16 protein-coding genes are annotated in these 17113 nt (G+C 66.2%); 11 read left to right on the plus strand and 5 right to left on the minus strand.

Going from position 1 to position 17113, the window contains the following annotated elements; genetic code table 11:
- Nucleotides 1-16 precede the first annotated feature (16 nt).
- Genes RZE77_RS06485 through RZE77_RS06500 form a run of 4 tightly spaced genes read left to right on the plus strand, consistent with a single transcriptional unit; the run spans nt 17 to nt 5377 of the window.
- Nucleotides 17-2656, plus strand: a complete 2640-nt coding sequence (locus tag RZE77_RS06485) for a type VI secretion system Vgr family protein (protein WP_319442313.1) — start codon at nt 17-19, stop codon at nt 2654-2656.
- Nucleotides 2656-3723 carry a hypothetical protein gene (locus RZE77_RS06490; protein ID WP_319441166.1) on the plus strand — a complete coding sequence of 356 codons (1068 nt, stop codon included), beginning with the start codon at nt 2656-2658 and terminating at the stop codon, nt 3721-3723. Before RZE77_RS06485 ends, RZE77_RS06490 begins: the two co-directional genes overlap by 1 nt.
- The gene (locus tag RZE77_RS06495) at nt 3723-5042 is read left to right on the plus strand and encodes a type VI immunity family protein (protein WP_319441167.1); all 1320 of its coding nucleotides are present in this window, start codon (nt 3723-3725) and stop codon (nt 5040-5042) included. The genes RZE77_RS06490 and RZE77_RS06495 overlap by 1 nt, the downstream gene beginning before the upstream one ends.
- Nucleotides 5042-5377 carry a LysR family transcriptional regulator substrate-binding protein gene (locus RZE77_RS06500; RefSeq protein WP_319441168.1) on the plus strand — a complete coding sequence of 112 codons (336 nt, stop codon included), beginning with the start codon at nt 5042-5044 and terminating at the stop codon, nt 5375-5377. The genes RZE77_RS06495 and RZE77_RS06500 overlap by 1 nt, the downstream gene beginning before the upstream one ends.
- A gap of 24 nt (nt 5378-5401) precedes the next feature.
- Here the strand turns inward: RZE77_RS06500 and RZE77_RS06505 are convergent, their stop codons facing one another.
- The 3 genes from RZE77_RS06505 to RZE77_RS06515 all read right to left on the minus strand — a co-directional run bounded on the left by RZE77_RS06505 (nt 5402) and on the right by RZE77_RS06515 (nt 8195).
- Nucleotides 5402-6559 carry an alpha-hydroxy acid oxidase gene (locus tag RZE77_RS06505; protein WP_319441169.1) on the minus strand — a complete coding sequence of 386 codons (1158 nt, stop codon included), beginning with the start codon at nt 6557-6559 and terminating at the stop codon, nt 5402-5404.
- Nucleotides 6560-6697: 138 nt separating this feature from the next.
- A complete protein-coding gene (locus tag RZE77_RS06510) occupies nt 6698-7582 on the minus strand; it encodes a LysR substrate-binding domain-containing protein (protein WP_319441170.1) in 885 nt (294 codons plus the stop codon).
- Nucleotides 7583-7604: 22 nt separating this feature from the next.
- On the minus strand, nt 7605-8195 hold the full coding sequence (locus tag RZE77_RS06515; protein ID WP_319441171.1) for a TetR/AcrR family transcriptional regulator: 591 nt from the start codon (nt 8193-8195) through the stop codon (nt 7605-7607).
- Between the two features lie 102 nt (nt 8196-8297).
- On the opposite strand from RZE77_RS06515, the gene RZE77_RS06520 reads away from it, so the two are divergent.
- From RZE77_RS06520 to cynS, 7 genes are all read left to right on the plus strand, one after another.
- Nucleotides 8298-8720, plus strand: a complete 423-nt coding sequence (locus RZE77_RS06520) for a nuclear transport factor 2 family protein (protein ID WP_319441172.1) — start codon at nt 8298-8300, stop codon at nt 8718-8720.
- 37 nt (nt 8721-8757) lie between these two features.
- Entirely contained in the window at nt 8758-9945 is a 1188-nt protein-coding gene (locus RZE77_RS06525) for a sensor histidine kinase (protein ID WP_319441173.1), read from the plus strand.
- 341 nt (nt 9946-10286) lie between these two features.
- Nucleotides 10287-10955, plus strand: coding sequence for a response regulator transcription factor (locus RZE77_RS06530; protein ID WP_319441174.1), 669 nt, complete (start codon nt 10287-10289; stop codon nt 10953-10955).
- Between the two features lie 149 nt (nt 10956-11104).
- Nucleotides 11105-12463 carry a CmpA/NrtA family ABC transporter substrate-binding protein gene (locus RZE77_RS06535; protein ID WP_319441175.1) on the plus strand — a complete coding sequence of 453 codons (1359 nt, stop codon included), beginning with the start codon at nt 11105-11107 and terminating at the stop codon, nt 12461-12463.
- A 3-nt stretch (nt 12464-12466) separates the two neighbouring features.
- Nucleotides 12467-13339, plus strand: a complete 873-nt coding sequence (gene ntrB, locus RZE77_RS06540; protein WP_319441176.1) for a nitrate ABC transporter permease — start codon at nt 12467-12469, stop codon at nt 13337-13339.
- 22 nt (nt 13340-13361) lie between these two features.
- Nucleotides 13362-14189, plus strand: coding sequence for an ABC transporter ATP-binding protein (locus tag RZE77_RS06545; protein ID WP_319441177.1), 828 nt, complete (start codon nt 13362-13364; stop codon nt 14187-14189).
- A gap of 49 nt (nt 14190-14238) precedes the next feature.
- A complete protein-coding gene (gene cynS / locus RZE77_RS06550; protein WP_047784436.1) occupies nt 14239-14682 on the plus strand; it encodes a cyanase in 444 nt (147 codons plus the stop codon).
- Nucleotides 14683-14704: 22 nt separating this feature from the next.
- Here cynS and RZE77_RS06555 read toward each other — a convergent pair whose 3' ends face one another.
- Nucleotides 14705-15457 carry an SDR family oxidoreductase gene (locus RZE77_RS06555; RefSeq protein ID WP_319441178.1) on the minus strand — a complete coding sequence of 251 codons (753 nt, stop codon included), beginning with the start codon at nt 15455-15457 and terminating at the stop codon, nt 14705-14707.
- Between the two features lie 88 nt (nt 15458-15545).
- The gene (locus tag RZE77_RS06560; RefSeq protein ID WP_319441179.1) at nt 15546-17009 is read right to left on the minus strand and encodes an aminotransferase-like domain-containing protein; all 1464 of its coding nucleotides are present in this window, start codon (nt 17007-17009) and stop codon (nt 15546-15548) included.
- Nucleotides 17010-17113 lie beyond the last annotated feature (104 nt).

The raw sequence follows: 17113 nt of genomic DNA on the forward strand, positions 1-17113 counted from the left end.
TGGTTCGTCCGCGTCCATGAGAAGACGCGTGATCCTGCATTCGCCGCTGGGCGAGGCACTGCAGTTCCATCGGCTGGCGGGGCGCGAGGCGCTCAGCCAGGCCTGCGCCTTCGACCTGGAATTGCTGGGCAGCAGCAATGCGCTGGACCCCAAGTCCATCCTGGGCAAGCCCGCCACCGTCGTGATGGAGACCGAGAGCGGCGCCCCGCGCTACCTGGCCGGCCTTGTTACCCGCTTCGGCCTGTCGCACGAAGACGACCGCCAGGCCTTCTACAAGATGCGGCTGCGCCCGTGGCTGTGGCTCGCCACGCGCCGCTCCGACTTCCGCATCTTCCAGGACCAGACGGTGCCCGAGATCGTTGCGGCCGTGCTCGGGCGCTACGGTTACCCCCTCGAGCAGAAGCTCAGCCGCAGCTACCGCCCCTGGACCTACTGCGTGCAGTACCGCGAGGACGACTTTTCCTTCGTGTCCCGCCTGTGCGAGCACGAGGGCATCTATTACTACTTCCGCCACGAGGCCGAGCAGCATGTGCTCGTCTTCGCGGACGACATCGCCAGCTCGCACGCCCCGCTGCCCGGCGGGAAGACCGTGCGCTACCACCCGCACGAGCAGGCCGGCATGACCGGCGGGCTGGAGGCCAGCGAGCGCATCTACGAATGGGCGCAGGCCGAGGAGATCCGCCCGAGCCACCACTTCAACGACGACTACGACTTCGAGAAACCAAGGGCCGAGCTGTTGCACCTGCGGCAAATGCCGCCCGGGCACGACCACGACGACTTCGAGCGCTACGAATGGCCCGGCGGCTTCACCCAGCACGACGATGGCGAAAGCTATGCGCGCATCCGCACCGAGGAACAGCTGAGCGAACGCAGCCGGGTCACAGGCCGTGCCAACCGGCGCGATCTGGCCCCGGGCTGCATCTTCACGCTCACGCACCACCCCCGTGAAGATCAGAACCGGGAACATCTGCTGGTCAGCGTGGCGTACGAATTGCAGGAGAACCTCGGGGTCAGCGAAGGGGCCGCCGGTTCGGAGGGCTCCGTTCAACGCTTCGCCTTCGAGGCCCAGCCCACCAGCTACGCCTGGCGCCCGCGCCGCAGCACGCCCAAGCCGCGCACCCGCGGCCCGCAGACCGCCATGGTGGTCGGCCCCGCCGGCGAGGAGATCTGGACCGACAGGTACGGCCGCATCAAGGTCCAGTTCCACTGGGATCGCCTCGGCCAGCGCAACGAGAATTCCAGCTGCAGGCTGCGCGTGTCCACGGCCTGGGCCGGCGCCACCTTCGGCGCGGCCGCGCTGCCGCGCATCGGGCAGGAGGTGATCGTCGACTTCCTCAACGGCGACCCCGACCACCCGATCGTTACCGGCCGGGTGCACAACGCCGACGAGATGCCGGCTTGGCAACTGCCCCAGCAAAAGCAGCTCACGGGCATCCGCAGCCGCGAGCTCGGCGGCGGGCGCAGCAACCACCTCGCGCTCGACGATTCGAGCGGCAAGGTGCAGGCCCAGCTCAAGAGCGACCACCAGAGCACCAGCCTGAGCCTGGGCCACATCGGGCGCATCGAGGACACGGCCGGGCGCAAGGACGACCGCGGCCAGGGCTTCGAGCTGCGCACCGACGGCCACGGTGCCATCCGCGCCGCCCGGGGCCTGCTGGTGAGCACCGAGGCGCGGCCCAATGCCCAGGGCCACATCACGGACATGCGCGAGACCATGGCCAGGCTCACAGAGGGGCGCGACCTGCACGAGAGCCTGGCGCAGGTGGCGCAGCAGGCCAAGGCGCACGAGGCGGGCGACCAGGACGAGGTGGCCCGCGCGCTGAAGACGCAAAACGATGCGATCAAAGGCAGCGGCGGCAGCCCGGGCCCGGGCGAGTTCCCGGAGTTCCAGGAGCCGCACCTGACCTTGGCGAGCCCGGCGGGCATCCAGACAACGACGCAGGGCTCCACTCACCTCGTGAGCGTCGAGCACACGGCCATCAGCAGCGGCGCCCACACCAGCGTGGCCACCGGCAACAGCTTCCTGGTGAGCGCCAAGGACGCGGTGCGCATGGTCGCCTTCAATCACGGCATCCGCCTGGCGGCAGCCGCGGCCGACATCGACCTCACGGCGCTCAAGGACAGCATCAACGCGCTGGCCAAGCTGGACATCAGGATGGAGGCCAACCGGATCACCATCACGGCGAAGGAAGAGGTCCTCATCAACGGTGGCTCCAGCTACACGCGCTGGACGGCCGGCAGCATCGAGAGCGGCACCAACGGGCAGTGGCGCGCGCATGCGGCTTCGCATTCGATGGTGGGGCCCAAGAGCGTGCCGGTGCCGTCGATCGAACTGAAGCTCCCCAATCTCGACCTGGGTCCGTACAAGGCCGACTACCAACTCTTCAAGACCGACAACCGCCCCTTCGAAGGCTACGCCTACGAAATCCATGACCGGCACCGCAAATTGCTGGAGAGCGGCGATACGTCCAAGGCCGGCCAGACCCGCCTGGTCAACAGCGAGATGGCCATCGGCCTGAAGGGCTACAAGTCGATCATGCGCACGAGCGAGCGGGTGACCGAGAACTGGCCGTCCGCGCTGCAGGCCAAGGCCGGACAAGTTGAAGCCCGCAGCGCGCCGGCACCGGGCAGCGCTCCTGGAAGCGAGGCCGCGTAATGCCCGTACCCGCCATCGTCTGGGGCGTGCTCGAACTGGTCGCCCTCGCCATCACGCTGCATGAACTGGGCGAGCTGGCTGAAGAACTCTACGAAGGGGTCGAAAAATACGGCAAGGACATCGGCAAGGCCAAGGAAGAGGTGCGCAAGGTCATCCAGAGCATCCAGGACGAGATCGCGCAGAAGATCGAGGAGAAGGAAGAAGTCGCGATCCTGCTGGCCCTCGAGGCGGCCGATCCGCAGGGGCAGAACACGCGCAAGGCCGCGGGCCGGGGCGCCACGGATGCCACCATCAATGCGGCCATCGAGCAGAAGATTCCGTTCCGCGATGCCATCACCCAGGTGTGCAATGCGGCCGACCGCGTGCCGGTGTGGAGCCTTCGGAAGAAGAAGGGTGTGTCGATCAAGGACCTGCCCAAGGCCAAGCGCAAGGTCATCGAGGAGCTGCTGTCGAAGTCGGCCGAGCAATTGGCCGACGTGAAGTTCGAGGAGTTCTTTGTGATCAGGCTGAAGCAGCTCGCGGTCAACCTGTTGTTCGAGTTCGTGGACGAGTGCCTGAGCTGGGCCAGTCCGTTGAAATGCGAGGTGAACTTCGGACCGCCGCCATCCTTCGATGATCATCCGGTGGAGGGGGCTACCAAGCTCCAGCGGCTGGGGAAAATCAATCCGTTCTATCCCAGCCCGTTCCAGTACCAAAAAGGGAACATTTCGGCCGACCTCATGATCTCGGAATACCGGCATCAGCGGTCGGACAAGGGCAACATCTTTGCGATCGTGGAGATCAAGTTTCAGGGGGATCGGATTGAGGCGGAGCAATTCCTTGCGTACAAGCGAATGCTTGAGGCAGCAGCTAAAGTGAAAACAAGCCGCACGCCCATCACATTCCAGGGCAAACCCGTCAGTTCGGGCGGTCGGTTGTCGCTGTTCCGATACCCCGAGGACATCGCGGTTCACGGAAAGAAAGAGCCGGACAAGCCGTCAGAGCACGAGAAGAAGGAAGAGCCGGAGCAACAGAAATCGGAAAAGTCGAGTGGCAGGTCGCGGCACAGCAGAAAACGAGGCATTTGATGAGTACAGCGGAACTGTTCCTCAGCCCTGAGGAAATCGAGAAGTTCATCCGCGAGAGCAAGATCGCTCCGCAGTGGTTCTATGGCTACCCCGGTCGGGAGTTGGGCATCTGCCCATATGTGACTTTCTACGTCTATCACCAGCCCAAGGACTACATGTCGGTGGCGGGCAAGTTCATCGACATCTGGGAGCGCTTCGGCCGAATCGTCGATGAGCCCATCAAGAAGGTGTTCAAGTCGCGCACCCAGGTGTGGCTCAACGCGGGCGACAAGCGATTCCCCGAGGATCTTCGAGCAGAAGCTGAGTTCTTGCAGGATGAGTTTCGGACCTTCTTCCTGATGGCGACGGACATGGAGTCACCGGATGCTTCGCCTTTGTGGTCTTACGCAGCCAAAGTCGATCATGTGCCTCAGATGGGCTACAGCATGCTCAAACTGATCTTCTGCTACGACTGGTACGAGGATGGCAATCAGGTGCGGTGGCGTGATTTTGTGCTCGACTGCATCAAGTCGCTTCGACCCGAGCAGGCATACATGGGATACGAGGTCGGGAATGGCGGTCTCGGGGTCATGGGATCCTACGAATCCGACGTGTTGGAACGCATCTGCGCCGACTACTTCCATGGGTTGGACATTGATCACCCGTGGAACATGGGTTTTCACGCCAATGATGATGAAGATGGGTATATCAATCCGGCTCGACTTGGCGCTGGCCTACGCCCACCCACATGGTGCTTCATGCTTTCGCCCGTGTGGCAGCGCAAGCTCGGCAAGCCCGAGCACCAGATTCGCGTCGAACTGGCCGACCCGCGCATCAAGATCACCGCCATTCCTTACCCTCGGGACAAACTCAATCCTGACGGGGCCAATGGACTCTGGATCGAATTGGGCGACCTTGATCTGTACCCGGTGGAGGACGGCGTGCCCGATGTGCTGGTCAAGGCCAACAGCCTGATCCGTCCGATCCGCTGCGACGAGTTGAACCTCAACACGCTCGATCCCTGGGACGGTGACCCGAATCCCCGATTCGGCTACGAGAGCTCATTGCGCTGGATGCGCCGCTTCGACGATGACAGCGATTGGCCCAGTGCGGAACAGCGTCGCAAGCCCTCGCCCGATGAAGGCCGTGCCACCGCCTCGAAGAGGAAGCCTCTCGTCCCCGGCGGCGAGCCCTGCCCGCAGGCCGGCTGGTGGTTCACCCCGGCCCAACTGGACAGCCGGCGCTACTTCGAGAAGGGCGAGATCATGCCCATCATCAAGCGCAGTTCCTTCGGCGACACGAACTGGCAACAGACAGGCGATCCCAAGGACGACAAGTGATGGACCGGCCAGTGGATGGGACGCCTTTCGCGTTGGCGGTGAGACGGTGGGACGAAGACCGGATCAACCCGACGCACTCGTGTCACGGCGGCGCACCGTCTGGTGCCGAGCGGCCCTGGATCTTTTTCGATCCCGCCACGCAGATGTACAGGCTCATTGCCGCGTGGTTCGGCCAGGCCGGCCTCAGCCCGCGGGCGCGGATGCATCGCAACTATCCGGAAGCCATCAAGAGCCTGGTCGCCGCAGGCCACGCAGCGGCCATCCTGCCGTTCGAGCCGCACAACCGCGACAACGCTGTCCAGAGCGTGCTGCAGACCTTGGGGGAGTTCGCGTGAAAGTCTCTGAGGCAAGTCCGGGCCCTAGAAGGTCCCGGGCAGCAGGATCCCCGAATCCACGTTCTCGATATTCGTGTGCCCGCAAAAGGCCATGGTGATGTCGAGTTCCTTGTGGATGATCTGCAGCGCGCGCGTCACGCCGGCCTGGCCGTGGGCACCCAGGCCGTAGAGAAAGCTGCGGCCGATCAGCGTGCCGCGGGCGCCGAGCGCGCGTGCCTTGAGCACGTCCTGGCCGCTGCGGATGCCGCCGTCCATCCATACCTCGATCTCGCGCCCCACGGCATCGACGATGGCGGGCAGCGCAGCGATGGAAGAGGGCGCGCCGTCGAGCTGGCGCCCGCCGTGGTTGGAGACGATGAGCGCGTCGGCGCCGCTCGCGGCGGCCAGGCGCGCGTCTTCGACGTCCATGATGCCCTTGAGGATCAGCTTGCCGCCCCAGCGCTTCTTGATCCATTCGACGTCGGCCCAGCTGAGCGCCGGGTCGAACTGCTCGGCGGTCCATGACGACAGCGACGACAGGTCCTTCACGCCCTTGGCATGGCCCGCGATGTTGCCGAAGGTGCGGCGCTTCGTGCCGAGCATGCCCAGGCACCAGTGCGGCTTGGTCGCCAGGTTGATCATGTTGGCGATGGTCGGCCTGGGCGGCGTCGACAGGCCGTTCTTGATGTCCTTGTGGCGCTGGCCGAGGATCTGCAGGTCGAGCGTGAGCTGCAGCGCCGACACGTTCGCGGCGCGGGCGCGCTCGATCAGGCGCTCGATGAAGTCGCGGTCCTTCATCACGTAGAGCTGGAACCAGAACGGGTGCCGGCCGGTGTGCTCGGCAATGTCCTCGAGCGAGCAGATGCTCATGGTCGAGAGCGTGAACGGAATGCCGAAGGCCTTGGCCGCGCGCGCGCCCAGGATCTCGCCGTCGGCATGCTGCATGCCCGTGAGGCCGGTGGGCGCAATGGCCACCGGCATCGCAACGTCCTGTCCGATCATGGTGGAGCGCGTGGAGCGGCCTTCCATGTTCACGGCCACGCGCTGGCGCAGCTTGATCTTCTGGAAGTCGCTCTCGTTGGCGCGGTAGGTGCTTTCGGTCCACGCGCCGGAATCGGCGTAGTCGTAGAACATTTTTGGCACGCGCCGCTTGGCGATCACCCTCAGGTCTTCGATGCAGGTGATCTTGGAAAGGTCGGCCACGGGGGAGTCTCCTGGGTAGTCTCTGTTGTTCGATCGCGCGAGCGGGGATTATGGGCAAGCTCCGCCGCGGGCCGAGTGTGGCGTTCGAAACGGACCCCGATCTGAAAAATACCCAGGCCGGACCTGAAAAGAATTCAGTCAGTCCCGCAGCGCCTGCCGCAACCATTCGACGAAGGTCGCGCACTCCCAGCGCTCCATCGCCCCCGGCCGCCAGCACAGGAAGTAGGCGTTGGGCGAGGGCACGCTCTCTGCCGAAAGCCGCACGAGGCGCCCGTTCTCCAGCCAGGCGCTGCCGAGCTTCAGGTGCATCAGCACCACGCCGAAGTCTTCGGCCGCCGCATCGAGCGCCAGGCCCAGGTCGTTGAACTGATGGCCCGTGGCCGGCTCCGGCAGGCCGATGCCGCGGGCCTTGAACCAGGTGCGCCACGACTCGAGCGGCGTGCGCAGCAGCTGCACGCGCGAGACCTCGGCATCGGTCGCAAAGCCGTCGAACGGCCCGTGGCGCTGCAGGTACGCCGGGCTGCAGGCGGGCGCCACGTCGTCGGCCAGCAACTGGCAGAACTCGCGGTCGTGAAAAGGCCCGGTGCCGAAGCGCAGTTCCAGGTCGGCCTCTTCGGCCGTCATGTTGCGCACCGGCATGGTCACCTGCAGCATCAGCTCGATGTTCGGATAGGCATCGCGAAAGCGCGCGAGCCGGGGCAGCAGCATCTGGCGGGAGAACGTGGGCGTGACGGCCACGCGCAGCCGCCGCACCTGCGATGCGGGCTCGCGGCCGGGCACCTGCTGCAGCGCCGCAATGGCCTCGCGCACGCGGGCCAGGTAGGCCACGCCGTCGGCGCTCAGGCCGAAGTCGTTGCCTGTGAAAAGCTTGAGTTCGAGCAGCGTCTCGACCTGCCGGATGCGGTGGCTCACCGCGCTGGGCGTGACGCTGAGCTCCTCTGCCGCGAGGTTCACGCTGCGCAGACGCGCCACTGCCTCGAAGGCTTGCAGGCCCTGTGTGGAGGGAAGTCGCGTCGATGCCATGGGGTGTTTTCCGGGAGCGATCTTATCGATGCGGCATGGCAGCCAGTGCCTCGAGCAGGCGCCGCAGATCGTCGACGGCCTCGCGCGCCAGGGCCGCGCCGCCCATCTGCGCCTTGACTATGGCGCCGTCCACGCCCAGCGCCGCGGCCTGGGCGAGCGCCATGCGTGCGGGCAAGGCCGCGGGCAGCAGGCCGGCAATGACCTCCACCATCTCGCGCTTGTGTTCGCGGGCGCGCTCGGCGGCGCCCTCCACGCTGCCGCCCACCTCGGCCACCGCGTTGATGAAGGCGCAGCCGCGAAACGCGGGGTCGGCGAACCATTCGGCCATCACATCGGCGAGCAGCAGCAGGGCACTGGCATCGCCGGCGCGTTCGTGGGCGCCGCGGCGCCCCAGTGCATCGACGAACCATGCCATCCATCGTGCATGCCGGTGATCGAGAAAGGCGCGCACCAGGTCGTCCTTCGACGGGAAGTGCCGGTAGAAGGTGACCTTGGTGACGCCCGAGGCTGCAATGACGCGGTCGATGCCGGTGGCACGGATGCCATCGGCATAGAAGAGGTCGTGCGCCGTGAGCAGGATGCGTTCGCGCGCGGGCAGTGCGGAGATGTCCATGGCGCTATTGTAGGCATGTAGACAGGTCTGTCTACATGTGGCACATTGCGGGCCTTCGCCATTCCTTCCTCCCTCTCTTCATTCATTCAACGAAAGACCGCCATGGAATCCCGCCCGCCGCTGCCTCCCTTCACCCTCGAAACCGCAACGAAGAAGGTGCAGGCCGCCGAAGACGCTTGGAACACGCGCGACCCGGTGCGCGTGAGCCTGGCCTACACGCCCGACACCGAGTGGCGCAACCGCGCCGACTTCGTCAACGGCCGCGAGCAGGTGGTGGAATTCCTCACCCGCAAGTGGGAGCGCGAGCACAACTACCGCCTGAAGAAGTCGCTCTGGGCCTTCACGGACAACCGCATCGCGGTGCGCTTCGAGTACGAATGGCACGACGCAGCCGGACAGTGGTTTCGCAGCCACGGCAACGAGAACTGGGAATTCGCCGAGAACGGCCTGATGCAGCGGCGCTTCGCGAGCATCAACGACCAGCCCATTGCCGAGTCGGAGCGCAAGTTCCGCTGGGAGCGCTGAGCGGCCTCCGGGCACGGGTGTTGCTTGCTTTTGGTGCATGGAAACGCCCGTACTGAACCCCACCGCCAGCCACCCGCTCTGGCAGCACCAATTGGGGTTGCTGCTCGAGTCGACCGGCGAGGGCATCTTCGGCATCGATCTCGACGGCCATTGCATGTTCATCAACCGGGCCGGCGCGCAGATGCTGGGCCACGAGGCGCGCGACGTGATCGGCAGCAACATGCACGAGCTCACGCACCATTCGCACTCTGACGGCTCGCACTACGCCGACACGGACTGTCCCATCTTCAATGCCTTTCGCCGCGGCCTGCCGTGCCGCATCGACACCGAGGTGTTCTGGCGCCGCGACGGCAGCGCCTTCGCGGTGGAGTATTCGAGCCATCCGATCATGGACGGCGCGCAGGTGCGCGGCGCCGTCATCACCTTTGTCGACATCACCGAGCGCCGCCGCCAGGCCGAGGCGCTGCAGCAGGCCAAGGACGAACTCGGCCTGCGCGTGCAGGAGCGCACGCGCGAACTCAGCGACGCGCTGGTGCAGCTGCGCGAGCTCTCGGCCTGGCTCGACAAGGTGCGCGAAGATGAACGCACGCGCATCGCCCGCGAGGTGCACGACGAGCTCGGCAGCCTGCTGGTGGCGCTCAAGATGGACGTCAACTGGATCGGCAAGCGCCTGGGCGAGCAGCAGGAGCGCACGCCCGATGCGGCAGAGGCCATGCGCGGCCAGATGCGCAGCAAGTGCAGCAACATGAGCCAGCTGATCGAGCGCGCGGTCGACAATGTGGGCCGCATCATCACCGACCTGCGCCCCAGCATCCTCGACCACCAGGGCCTGTGGGCGGCGCTCGAATGGCAGGCGCACGAGTTCGTGCAGTCGGCCGAGCTGGCGCTGCAATGGCACTTCGACGTGCCCGCGGGCGTGGAGCTGCCCGAGCCTGCGGCCATTGCGGTGTTCCGGATCTTCCAGGAGATGCTCAGCAACGTCGGGCGCCATGCGAAGGCGCACAAGCTCGACATCCGCATTGGCGTCGATGACATGGAACTGAGCATCAGCGTGCGCGACGACGGCGTGGGCGCGCCGATGCAGGCCTTCGAGGCCACCACCTCCTATGGGGTGCTCGGCATGCGGGAACGCGCACGCCACTTCGGCGGGCGTATCGACATCGACAGCCGTGTGGGCGAGGGCAGTATCTTCTGCCTGCATCTGCCGCTGCTGGTGGATGCTTGATGTACGCTGCTGTTCAGGGCGCGCTCCCGCCGACGGGGTACCTTGCTCCGCGAATGTCCTCCGGCCTGCGGCCTCCCCCTTGATTTCGCTGCGCAAGGCACCCCATCGACGGGAGCGTTGCAAAGAGCGGTCGTTGATCAGCGATGCACAACGAGCGTGCCCCAGTGCACAGAGCATCGGGTGCTCCCCGCAGCGAAATCAAGGAGGAGGCCGAAGGCCGGGGGACATTCGCGGAGGGGAGTACCCGGTGATCTGTGCACACGCCCTGAACAAAAGAGCCCTGAACAAAAGCACCAAGAACACAGACAATCCTCGACCCACCCCTCATCGCGTCATTTGAAATGAACGACATCCGCGTACTCATCGGCGACGACCACCGCATCGTGCGCGAAGGCCTGAAGCAGATGCTCGGCGACCTCTCCAACGGCCTGCCCTCGATGACCGTGCGCGCCGAAGCCCAGACCGGCCCCGAGGTGCTCGCCGCTGTGCAAGAGCTCGGCGGCCCCGACGGCCTCGACGTGGTGCTGCTCGACATCGCGCTGCCGGGGCGCGACGGGCTCGACGTCTTGCAGGCCCTGCGGAAAGACTGGCCCACGCTCCCGGTGCTGATGCTCAGCACCTACCCCGAGAAGCAGTACGCCGTGCGCTGCATCAAGCTCGGCGCCTCGGGCTATCTCAACAAGAGCGCCGATGCCGACGACATGGTGAGCGCCGTGCGCAAGGTGGCCGCCGGCGGCCTCTACGTATCGGCGGCCACGGCCGAAGCGCTGGCCGCCGCCGTGGGCCGCAACGTGGGACAGGGCCCCGAGCAGCTCTCGCATCGCGAGCACCAGGTGTACCGCCTGCTCAGTACCGGGCACAGCGTGAGCGAAATTGGTGCGCAGCTCGGCCTCGCATCCAACACCGTGAGCACTTATCGCGCGCGCATCCTCGAAAAGACCGGCACCAAGAACGACGTCGAGCTTGCGCTGTATGCCGAGCGCCACGGCAAGGCCGCTCCCGCGGCCTGAAAACGCAGCCGGCGGGCACCGCCTTGTAGTGCCAGCCCTACAAGGCCTCGACAAGCGCGGCACGATCTGCGGCCCATGAGCCTTCGGGCCTCTGTTCCGGCCCGCGGCTTGCATCGTGGCAGGCATCTTTTCACCGAGGTGCATCCACCATGTCCAGCCCATCCGATTCGACCGCCTGCGATCTCTACGACGCCGACCGGCCACTGAACATGCGCTGCGCCTGCGGCCGCAACCATGGCCGCGGGGCAACCGAGATCGATGTCAGCCCCGACGACAAGCTCGAAGCCAGCCTCATGAAGGCGCTGTTTCCCATCGACAGCGTGCGCCGCAACTTCCTGCGCGCCGTGGGCGCCAACACCGCCCGCGCCGCCATTGCCTCGGTATTGCCGCTGGGCACGCTGCAGGCCATGGCGCAGGACAAGGCCCCGCTCGAAAAGACCAACCTCAAGATCGGCTTCATTCCGATCACCTGCGCCACGCCGCTCATCATGGCGCACCCGCTGGGCTTCTATCAGAAGCAGGGGCTCAACGTCGAGGTGGTCAAGACGGCAGGATGGGCACTCATCCGCGACAAGATGCTCAACAAGGAATACGACGCCACGCATTTCCTGTCGCCCATGCCGCTCGCCATTTCGATGGGCGCGGGCTCCAACCAGGTGGCCATGAACGTCGCCACCATCCAGAACACCAACGGCCAGGCCATCACGCTGGCCAACAAGCACAAGGACAAGCGCGACCCGAAGATGTGGAAGGGCATGAAGTTTGCCGTTCCCTTCGAGTACAGCATGCACAACTTCCTGCTGCGCTACTACGTGGCCGAAGCGGGCCTGAACCCCGACACCGACATCCAGATCCGCGTGGTGCCGCCGCCCGAGATGGTGGCCAACCTGCGTGCCGGCAACATCGACGGCTACCTGGGGCCCGACCCCTTCAACCAGCGCGCCGTGTTCGAGGAAATCGGCTTCCTGCACCTGCTGACGCGCGACCTGTGGAACGGCCATCCCTGCTGCGCCTTCGGCACCTCGGCCGAATTCATCGAGAAGAATCCCAACACCTTTGCCGCGCTGGTGCGCTCGGTGCTCACCGCATCGGCCATGGCGCGCGACCCGAAGAACCGCGAGCTCATCGCCAAGGTGATTGCGCCCGCGCAGTACCTGAACCAGCCCGAGACCGTGCTGACGCAGGTGCTCACGGGCAAGTTCGCCGACGGCCTGGGCAACATCCGCACCGTGCCCGACCGCGCCGACTTCGATCCGATCCCGTGGCAGTCGATGGCCGTGTGGATGCTCACGCAGATGAAGCGCTGGGGCTACGTGAAGGGCGACGTCAACTACAGGCAGATTGCCGAGAAGGTGTTCCTGCTGACCGACGCGAAGAAGCGCATGAAGGAGCTCGGCCAGGCCGCACCCGAAGGTGCCTACCCCAAGTTCACCATCATGGGCAAGGTGTTCGACCCCGCGAAGCCCGACGACTACGTCAAGAGCTTTGCCATCGCCAAGATGGCCTGAACCATGCGCGGCAAGAAAACCCCCCTTTCGCTGAAGGCGGCCCTGGTGTCGCTCCTGATGTTCCTGCTGCTGGTCGGCGCGTGGCAGCTGGCCACCCTGCCCACGGCCGGTGCCGGTGCCGCCGCGGGCATGACCGCCGAGCAGATCGAATACCAGAAGATGCTCGGCAAGGATCCGGGCGGGCAGGTCAAGAGCTCGGGCTTTCCCACGCCGGCGGAAATGGCCGTGACGGCCTGGAAGCATCTCTCGAACCCCTTCTACGACAACGGGCCCAACGACAAGGGCATTGCCATCCAGCTGGCATATTCGCTGGCCCGCGTGGGGCTGGGCTTTCTGCTGGCCTGCGTGGTGGCGGTGCCGCTGGGTTTCGTGATCGGCATGTCGCCGCTGCTGCACAAGGCCTTCGATCCATTCATCCAGGTGCTCAAGCCGATTTCTCCGCTGGCGTGGATGCCGCTTGCGCTCTACACCATCAAGGATTCGTCGGTCAGCGGCATCTTCGTGATCTTCATCTGCTCGGTGTGGCCGATGCTGCTGAACACCGCCTTTGGCGTGGCTTCGGTCAAGCGCGAATGGCTCAACGTGGCCAGCACGCTCGAAGTGAAGCCGCTGCGCCGCGCGTTCCGCGTGGTATTGCCGGCGGCCGCGCCGACCATCCTCACGGGCATGCGCATCAGCATGAGCATTGCGTGGCTGGTCATCGTGGCGGCCGAGATGCTGGTGGGCGGCACCGGCATCGGCTACTTCGTCTGGAACGAGTGGAACAACCTCTCGCTCACCAACGTGATCTTCGCGATCCTGGTGATCGGCATCGTCGGCATGCTGCTCGACCAGGCCTTCGCGGGCCTGCAGCGGAAGGTGACCTATGTGGAGTGATCGATCGGCACGAGGCGCCCCCATGACAACTGCTCCCGCCCTGCGGCCCGCCACCAGCGGCTTCCTGCGCATTGAGGGCCTGGCCAAGGCCTTCGTGCCGGCGCGGCCGGTGTTCGCGGACGTGTCGTTCACGCTCGACCGCGGCGAGTTCGTCTGCATCATCGGCCACTCGGGCTGCGGCAAGACCACCATCCTCAACGTGCTGGCAGGCCTGGACCAGGCAAGCGCCGGCCATGTGTTCATGGACGGCCGCGAGGTGGCCGGCCCGAGCCTGGAGCGCGGCGTGGTGTTCCAGAGCCACGCGCTGATGCCGTGGCTCACGGTGCGCAGGAACATCGCCTTTGCGGTGGCCTCGCGCTGGCCCGACTGGTCGGCCGGCCACGTCGACACGCAGGTGGAGCGCTTCGTGGCCATGGTGGGCCTGCAGGCCGCCATCGACAAGAAGCCCGCGCAGCTCTCGGGCGGCATGAAGCAGCGCGTGGGCATTGCGCGCGCCTTTGCCATCCAGCCCAAGATGCTGCTGCTCGACGAGCCCTTCGGCGCGCTCGATGCGCTCACGCGCGGCACCATCCAGGACGAGCTCATGGCCATCGTGCGCCAGACGCAGCAGACCGTCTTCATGATCACGCACGACGTGGACGAGGCCATCCTGCTGGCCGACCGCATCCTGCTGATGACCAACGGCGCCGAACAGCCGGGCGGCGGTTGGCGCGCCGGCAACATCGCGGAGACCGTGGCCAACCCGCTGCCGCGCGAACGCACGCGCGCCTCGCTGCACCACCTCGATGGCTACTACGCGCTGCGCAACCACATCGTCGATTTCCTCGTCACGCGCGCCAAGGCGTCGTGACTCTTTCTTCGTTTTCTTTCTTCTTCATTTCAATCAGGAGCAAACCCGCATGAACCGCAACGACGTCACCGAGAAGATCATCACCGTGAAGGTGTCCAAGGGCATCCAGTGGGCCGATGTGGCGAAGAAGGTCGGCCTCTCGAAAGAGTGGACCACCGCCGCCTGCCTTGGACAGATGACGCTCGACGACAAGCAGGCCAAGGTCATCGGCAAGATCTTCGGCCTGACGGTCGAGGAGCAGAAGTGGCTCCAGGTGGTGCCCTACAAGGGCTCGCTGCCCACGCCCGTGCCGACCGATCCGCTCATCTACCGCTGGTACGAGGTGGTGAGCGTGTACGGCACCACCATCAAGGAACTGATCCACGAAGAGTTCGGCGACGGCATCATGAGCGCGATCGACTTCAGCATGGACATCCAGCGCCAGGCCGACCCCAAGGGCGACCGCGTCAACGTGGTGCTCTCGGGCAAGTTCCTGCCCTACAAGACCTACTGACGCGGTCCCTCGGAACGGAACGTCAGAACGCCGCGTGCTCGGCCGGCCGCGGCCGCCATGCCGTGCGCCGCGGGGCCGAGATGCTGCCGCCCTCGATGGCGCCTGCAATCGAGCGTGCCACGGCCTCCGCGGGCACTGCGATGCGCCGCCGCGTGACCATGCGCTCGAAGCTGCTGCAGGCCGCAATGCGGTCGGCCAGCGTGCGGTCCGCCTCGCTCACGTCGGGGCGCACCACCGTCACGCGCAGCTTGCCTGCGTGCTCCTGCCGCAGGCCTTCGGAGATGGCGTCCACCGCGTACTGCGTGCCGCAATACACGGCCGAGTTCGGCGACACGCCCTGCGCGGGCACCGGCGCCACGTTGACGATGTGGCCCCAGCCCTGTTCCTGCATCGTCGGCAGCACCGCCGCAATGCCCAGCAGCACGCCGCGCAGGTTGACGTCGAGCATCAGCTCCCATTCGTCGACCTTGCGCGTCCACAGCGGCGACAGCGGCATCACGCCCGCGGCGTTCACCAGCACGTCGATGCGGTCGTGCGTTTCGAGTGCGAATTCGGCAAATGCTTCCACGTCGGGCCGGTAGGTGACGTCCAGCCGCTGAAAGTGCGCGGTGCCGCCGTCGGCCGCGATTTGTTCGGCCAGCGCCTCGAGCCGGTCGGTGCGGCGCGCGCCGAGCACCACCTTGGCGCCGCGCCGCGCCAGGAGCCGCGCGGCCGCCGCGCCGATGCCACCACTTGCGCCCGTGATGAGGACGACTTTTTCCTGGATTGCGCTCATGAGACTCTCCTCGTGCGATGGGTGTGGACCATGGCGCAACGCTGCGCCGGGCATGGAGGCAAGTCTCTCGCGGATGGGGCTCCGGGCGTTATCCGGATCGAACAAGCTTCTTGCCTGATCCTGCAAGACCTGCGGCCCGTCCCGCCATGGCGCCGAGCGTGCGCAGGCCTTTCTCGATGCGCGCATCCCAGCCGTGGCCGCCGCTCAGGCGCAGGCAGTGGGCGTACTTGCCGCTGGCCGAAAACACCACGCCGGGCGCAAAGCAGATGCCCTTTTCGAGCGCCTGCGCAAACAGGAGCCGCGTGTCCGCGGGCTCGGGCAGCTCGACCCACAGCACGAAGTTGCCGGCCGGCCTCGACACCTTGGTGCCCGGCGGGAACGCCTGCTCGATCACCCGCGTCATGCGGGCCAGTGTCTCGGCGAACTCGCGCCGGACGCGGCGCAGGTGGCGGTCGTAGTCGCCGTTCGACAGGAAGGTGGCGAGCGCCACCTGCGTCAGCACCGGCGTCGCCAGGCTGGTGGCGAACTTGGTTTCGAGCACCCGGGCCATGTGGCGGCGCGTCGCGATCCAGCCGATGCGGTAGCCGGGCGCGAGCGTCTTGGAGAAGGAGCCGCAATAGATGACGTTGTCGTGCGTGTCGAGCGCGCTGAAGGGCGGGGGCCGCTCCTCGCCGAAATGGACGTCGCCGTACACGTCGTCCTCGATCAGCGGCACGCCGTGTTCGGCCAGGAGGCGCAGCACGGCGCGCTTGTTCTCTTCGGGCATGGTGCAGCCGAGCGGATTGCTGAAGCTCGACGCCAGCACGCAGGCGCGCACCCTGCCCGAGGCCACGACTTCGCGCAGCGCATCGACGGCAACGCCGGTGTCGGCATCGGTCGGCAGCTCGACCACCTTCAGCCGCTTTGCGCGCAGCACCTGCAGCAGCCCGAAGTAGGTCGGCGACTCGATGGCGACCGTGTCGCCCGGCTCCGTGACCGCATCGAGCGCGAGCGCCAGCGCCTCGGTGCAGCCGCAGGTGATGGCGATGTCGTCCGGCGCCAGTACCTGCCCGAAGCGCAGCGCGCGGCGCGCGATCTCCAGCCGCAGCGACATCTCGCCGTGCGGCGGCGAGTAGGTGTTGCATTGGCTGCCCTTCACGCGGGCCGTGCGGGCCAGCACGAGGTCGAGCCTGGAGGAGGACAGCAGGCGCTGGTTGGGAATGGCGCAGCCGAGCGGCACGAAGGCTTCGTCCGACGCGTGCTTCAGCAGGTCGAGCATCAGGCCCGACAGTTCCACCTTGGCGGGCCGGATCGAATGGCGCGCGGTTGTCGGCACGGGCAGGGCGGGCGGGGCCTTGGCAACGTAGTAGCCCGACTGCGGCCGCACTTCGAGAATGCCGCGGTCTTCGAGCAGGCGGTAGGCCTGCACCGCGGTGCTCAGGCTGGTGCGCTGCAGCGTGCTGATCTCGCGCAGCGACGGCGCCCGCGCGCCCGGCTTCAGGGTGCCGCGGCCGGCCAGCGCGGCCACGAAATCGGCGACTTCTTCATAGCGGAACCGGGGAGATTGCGACACGGATCACTCCTGCTGGCGTGGATGGCACTGCATGCAACTGTACTGCACCTAATTTCAGGAAAGTGTGGCTGTTATCGTCGGCCACGAAACTGCAACATTGGTGT

The organism is Variovorax sp. SPNA7 (assembly GCF_033807855.1).
Taxonomy (GTDB): domain Bacteria; phylum Pseudomonadota; class Gammaproteobacteria; order Burkholderiales; family Burkholderiaceae_C; genus Variovorax; species Variovorax beijingensis.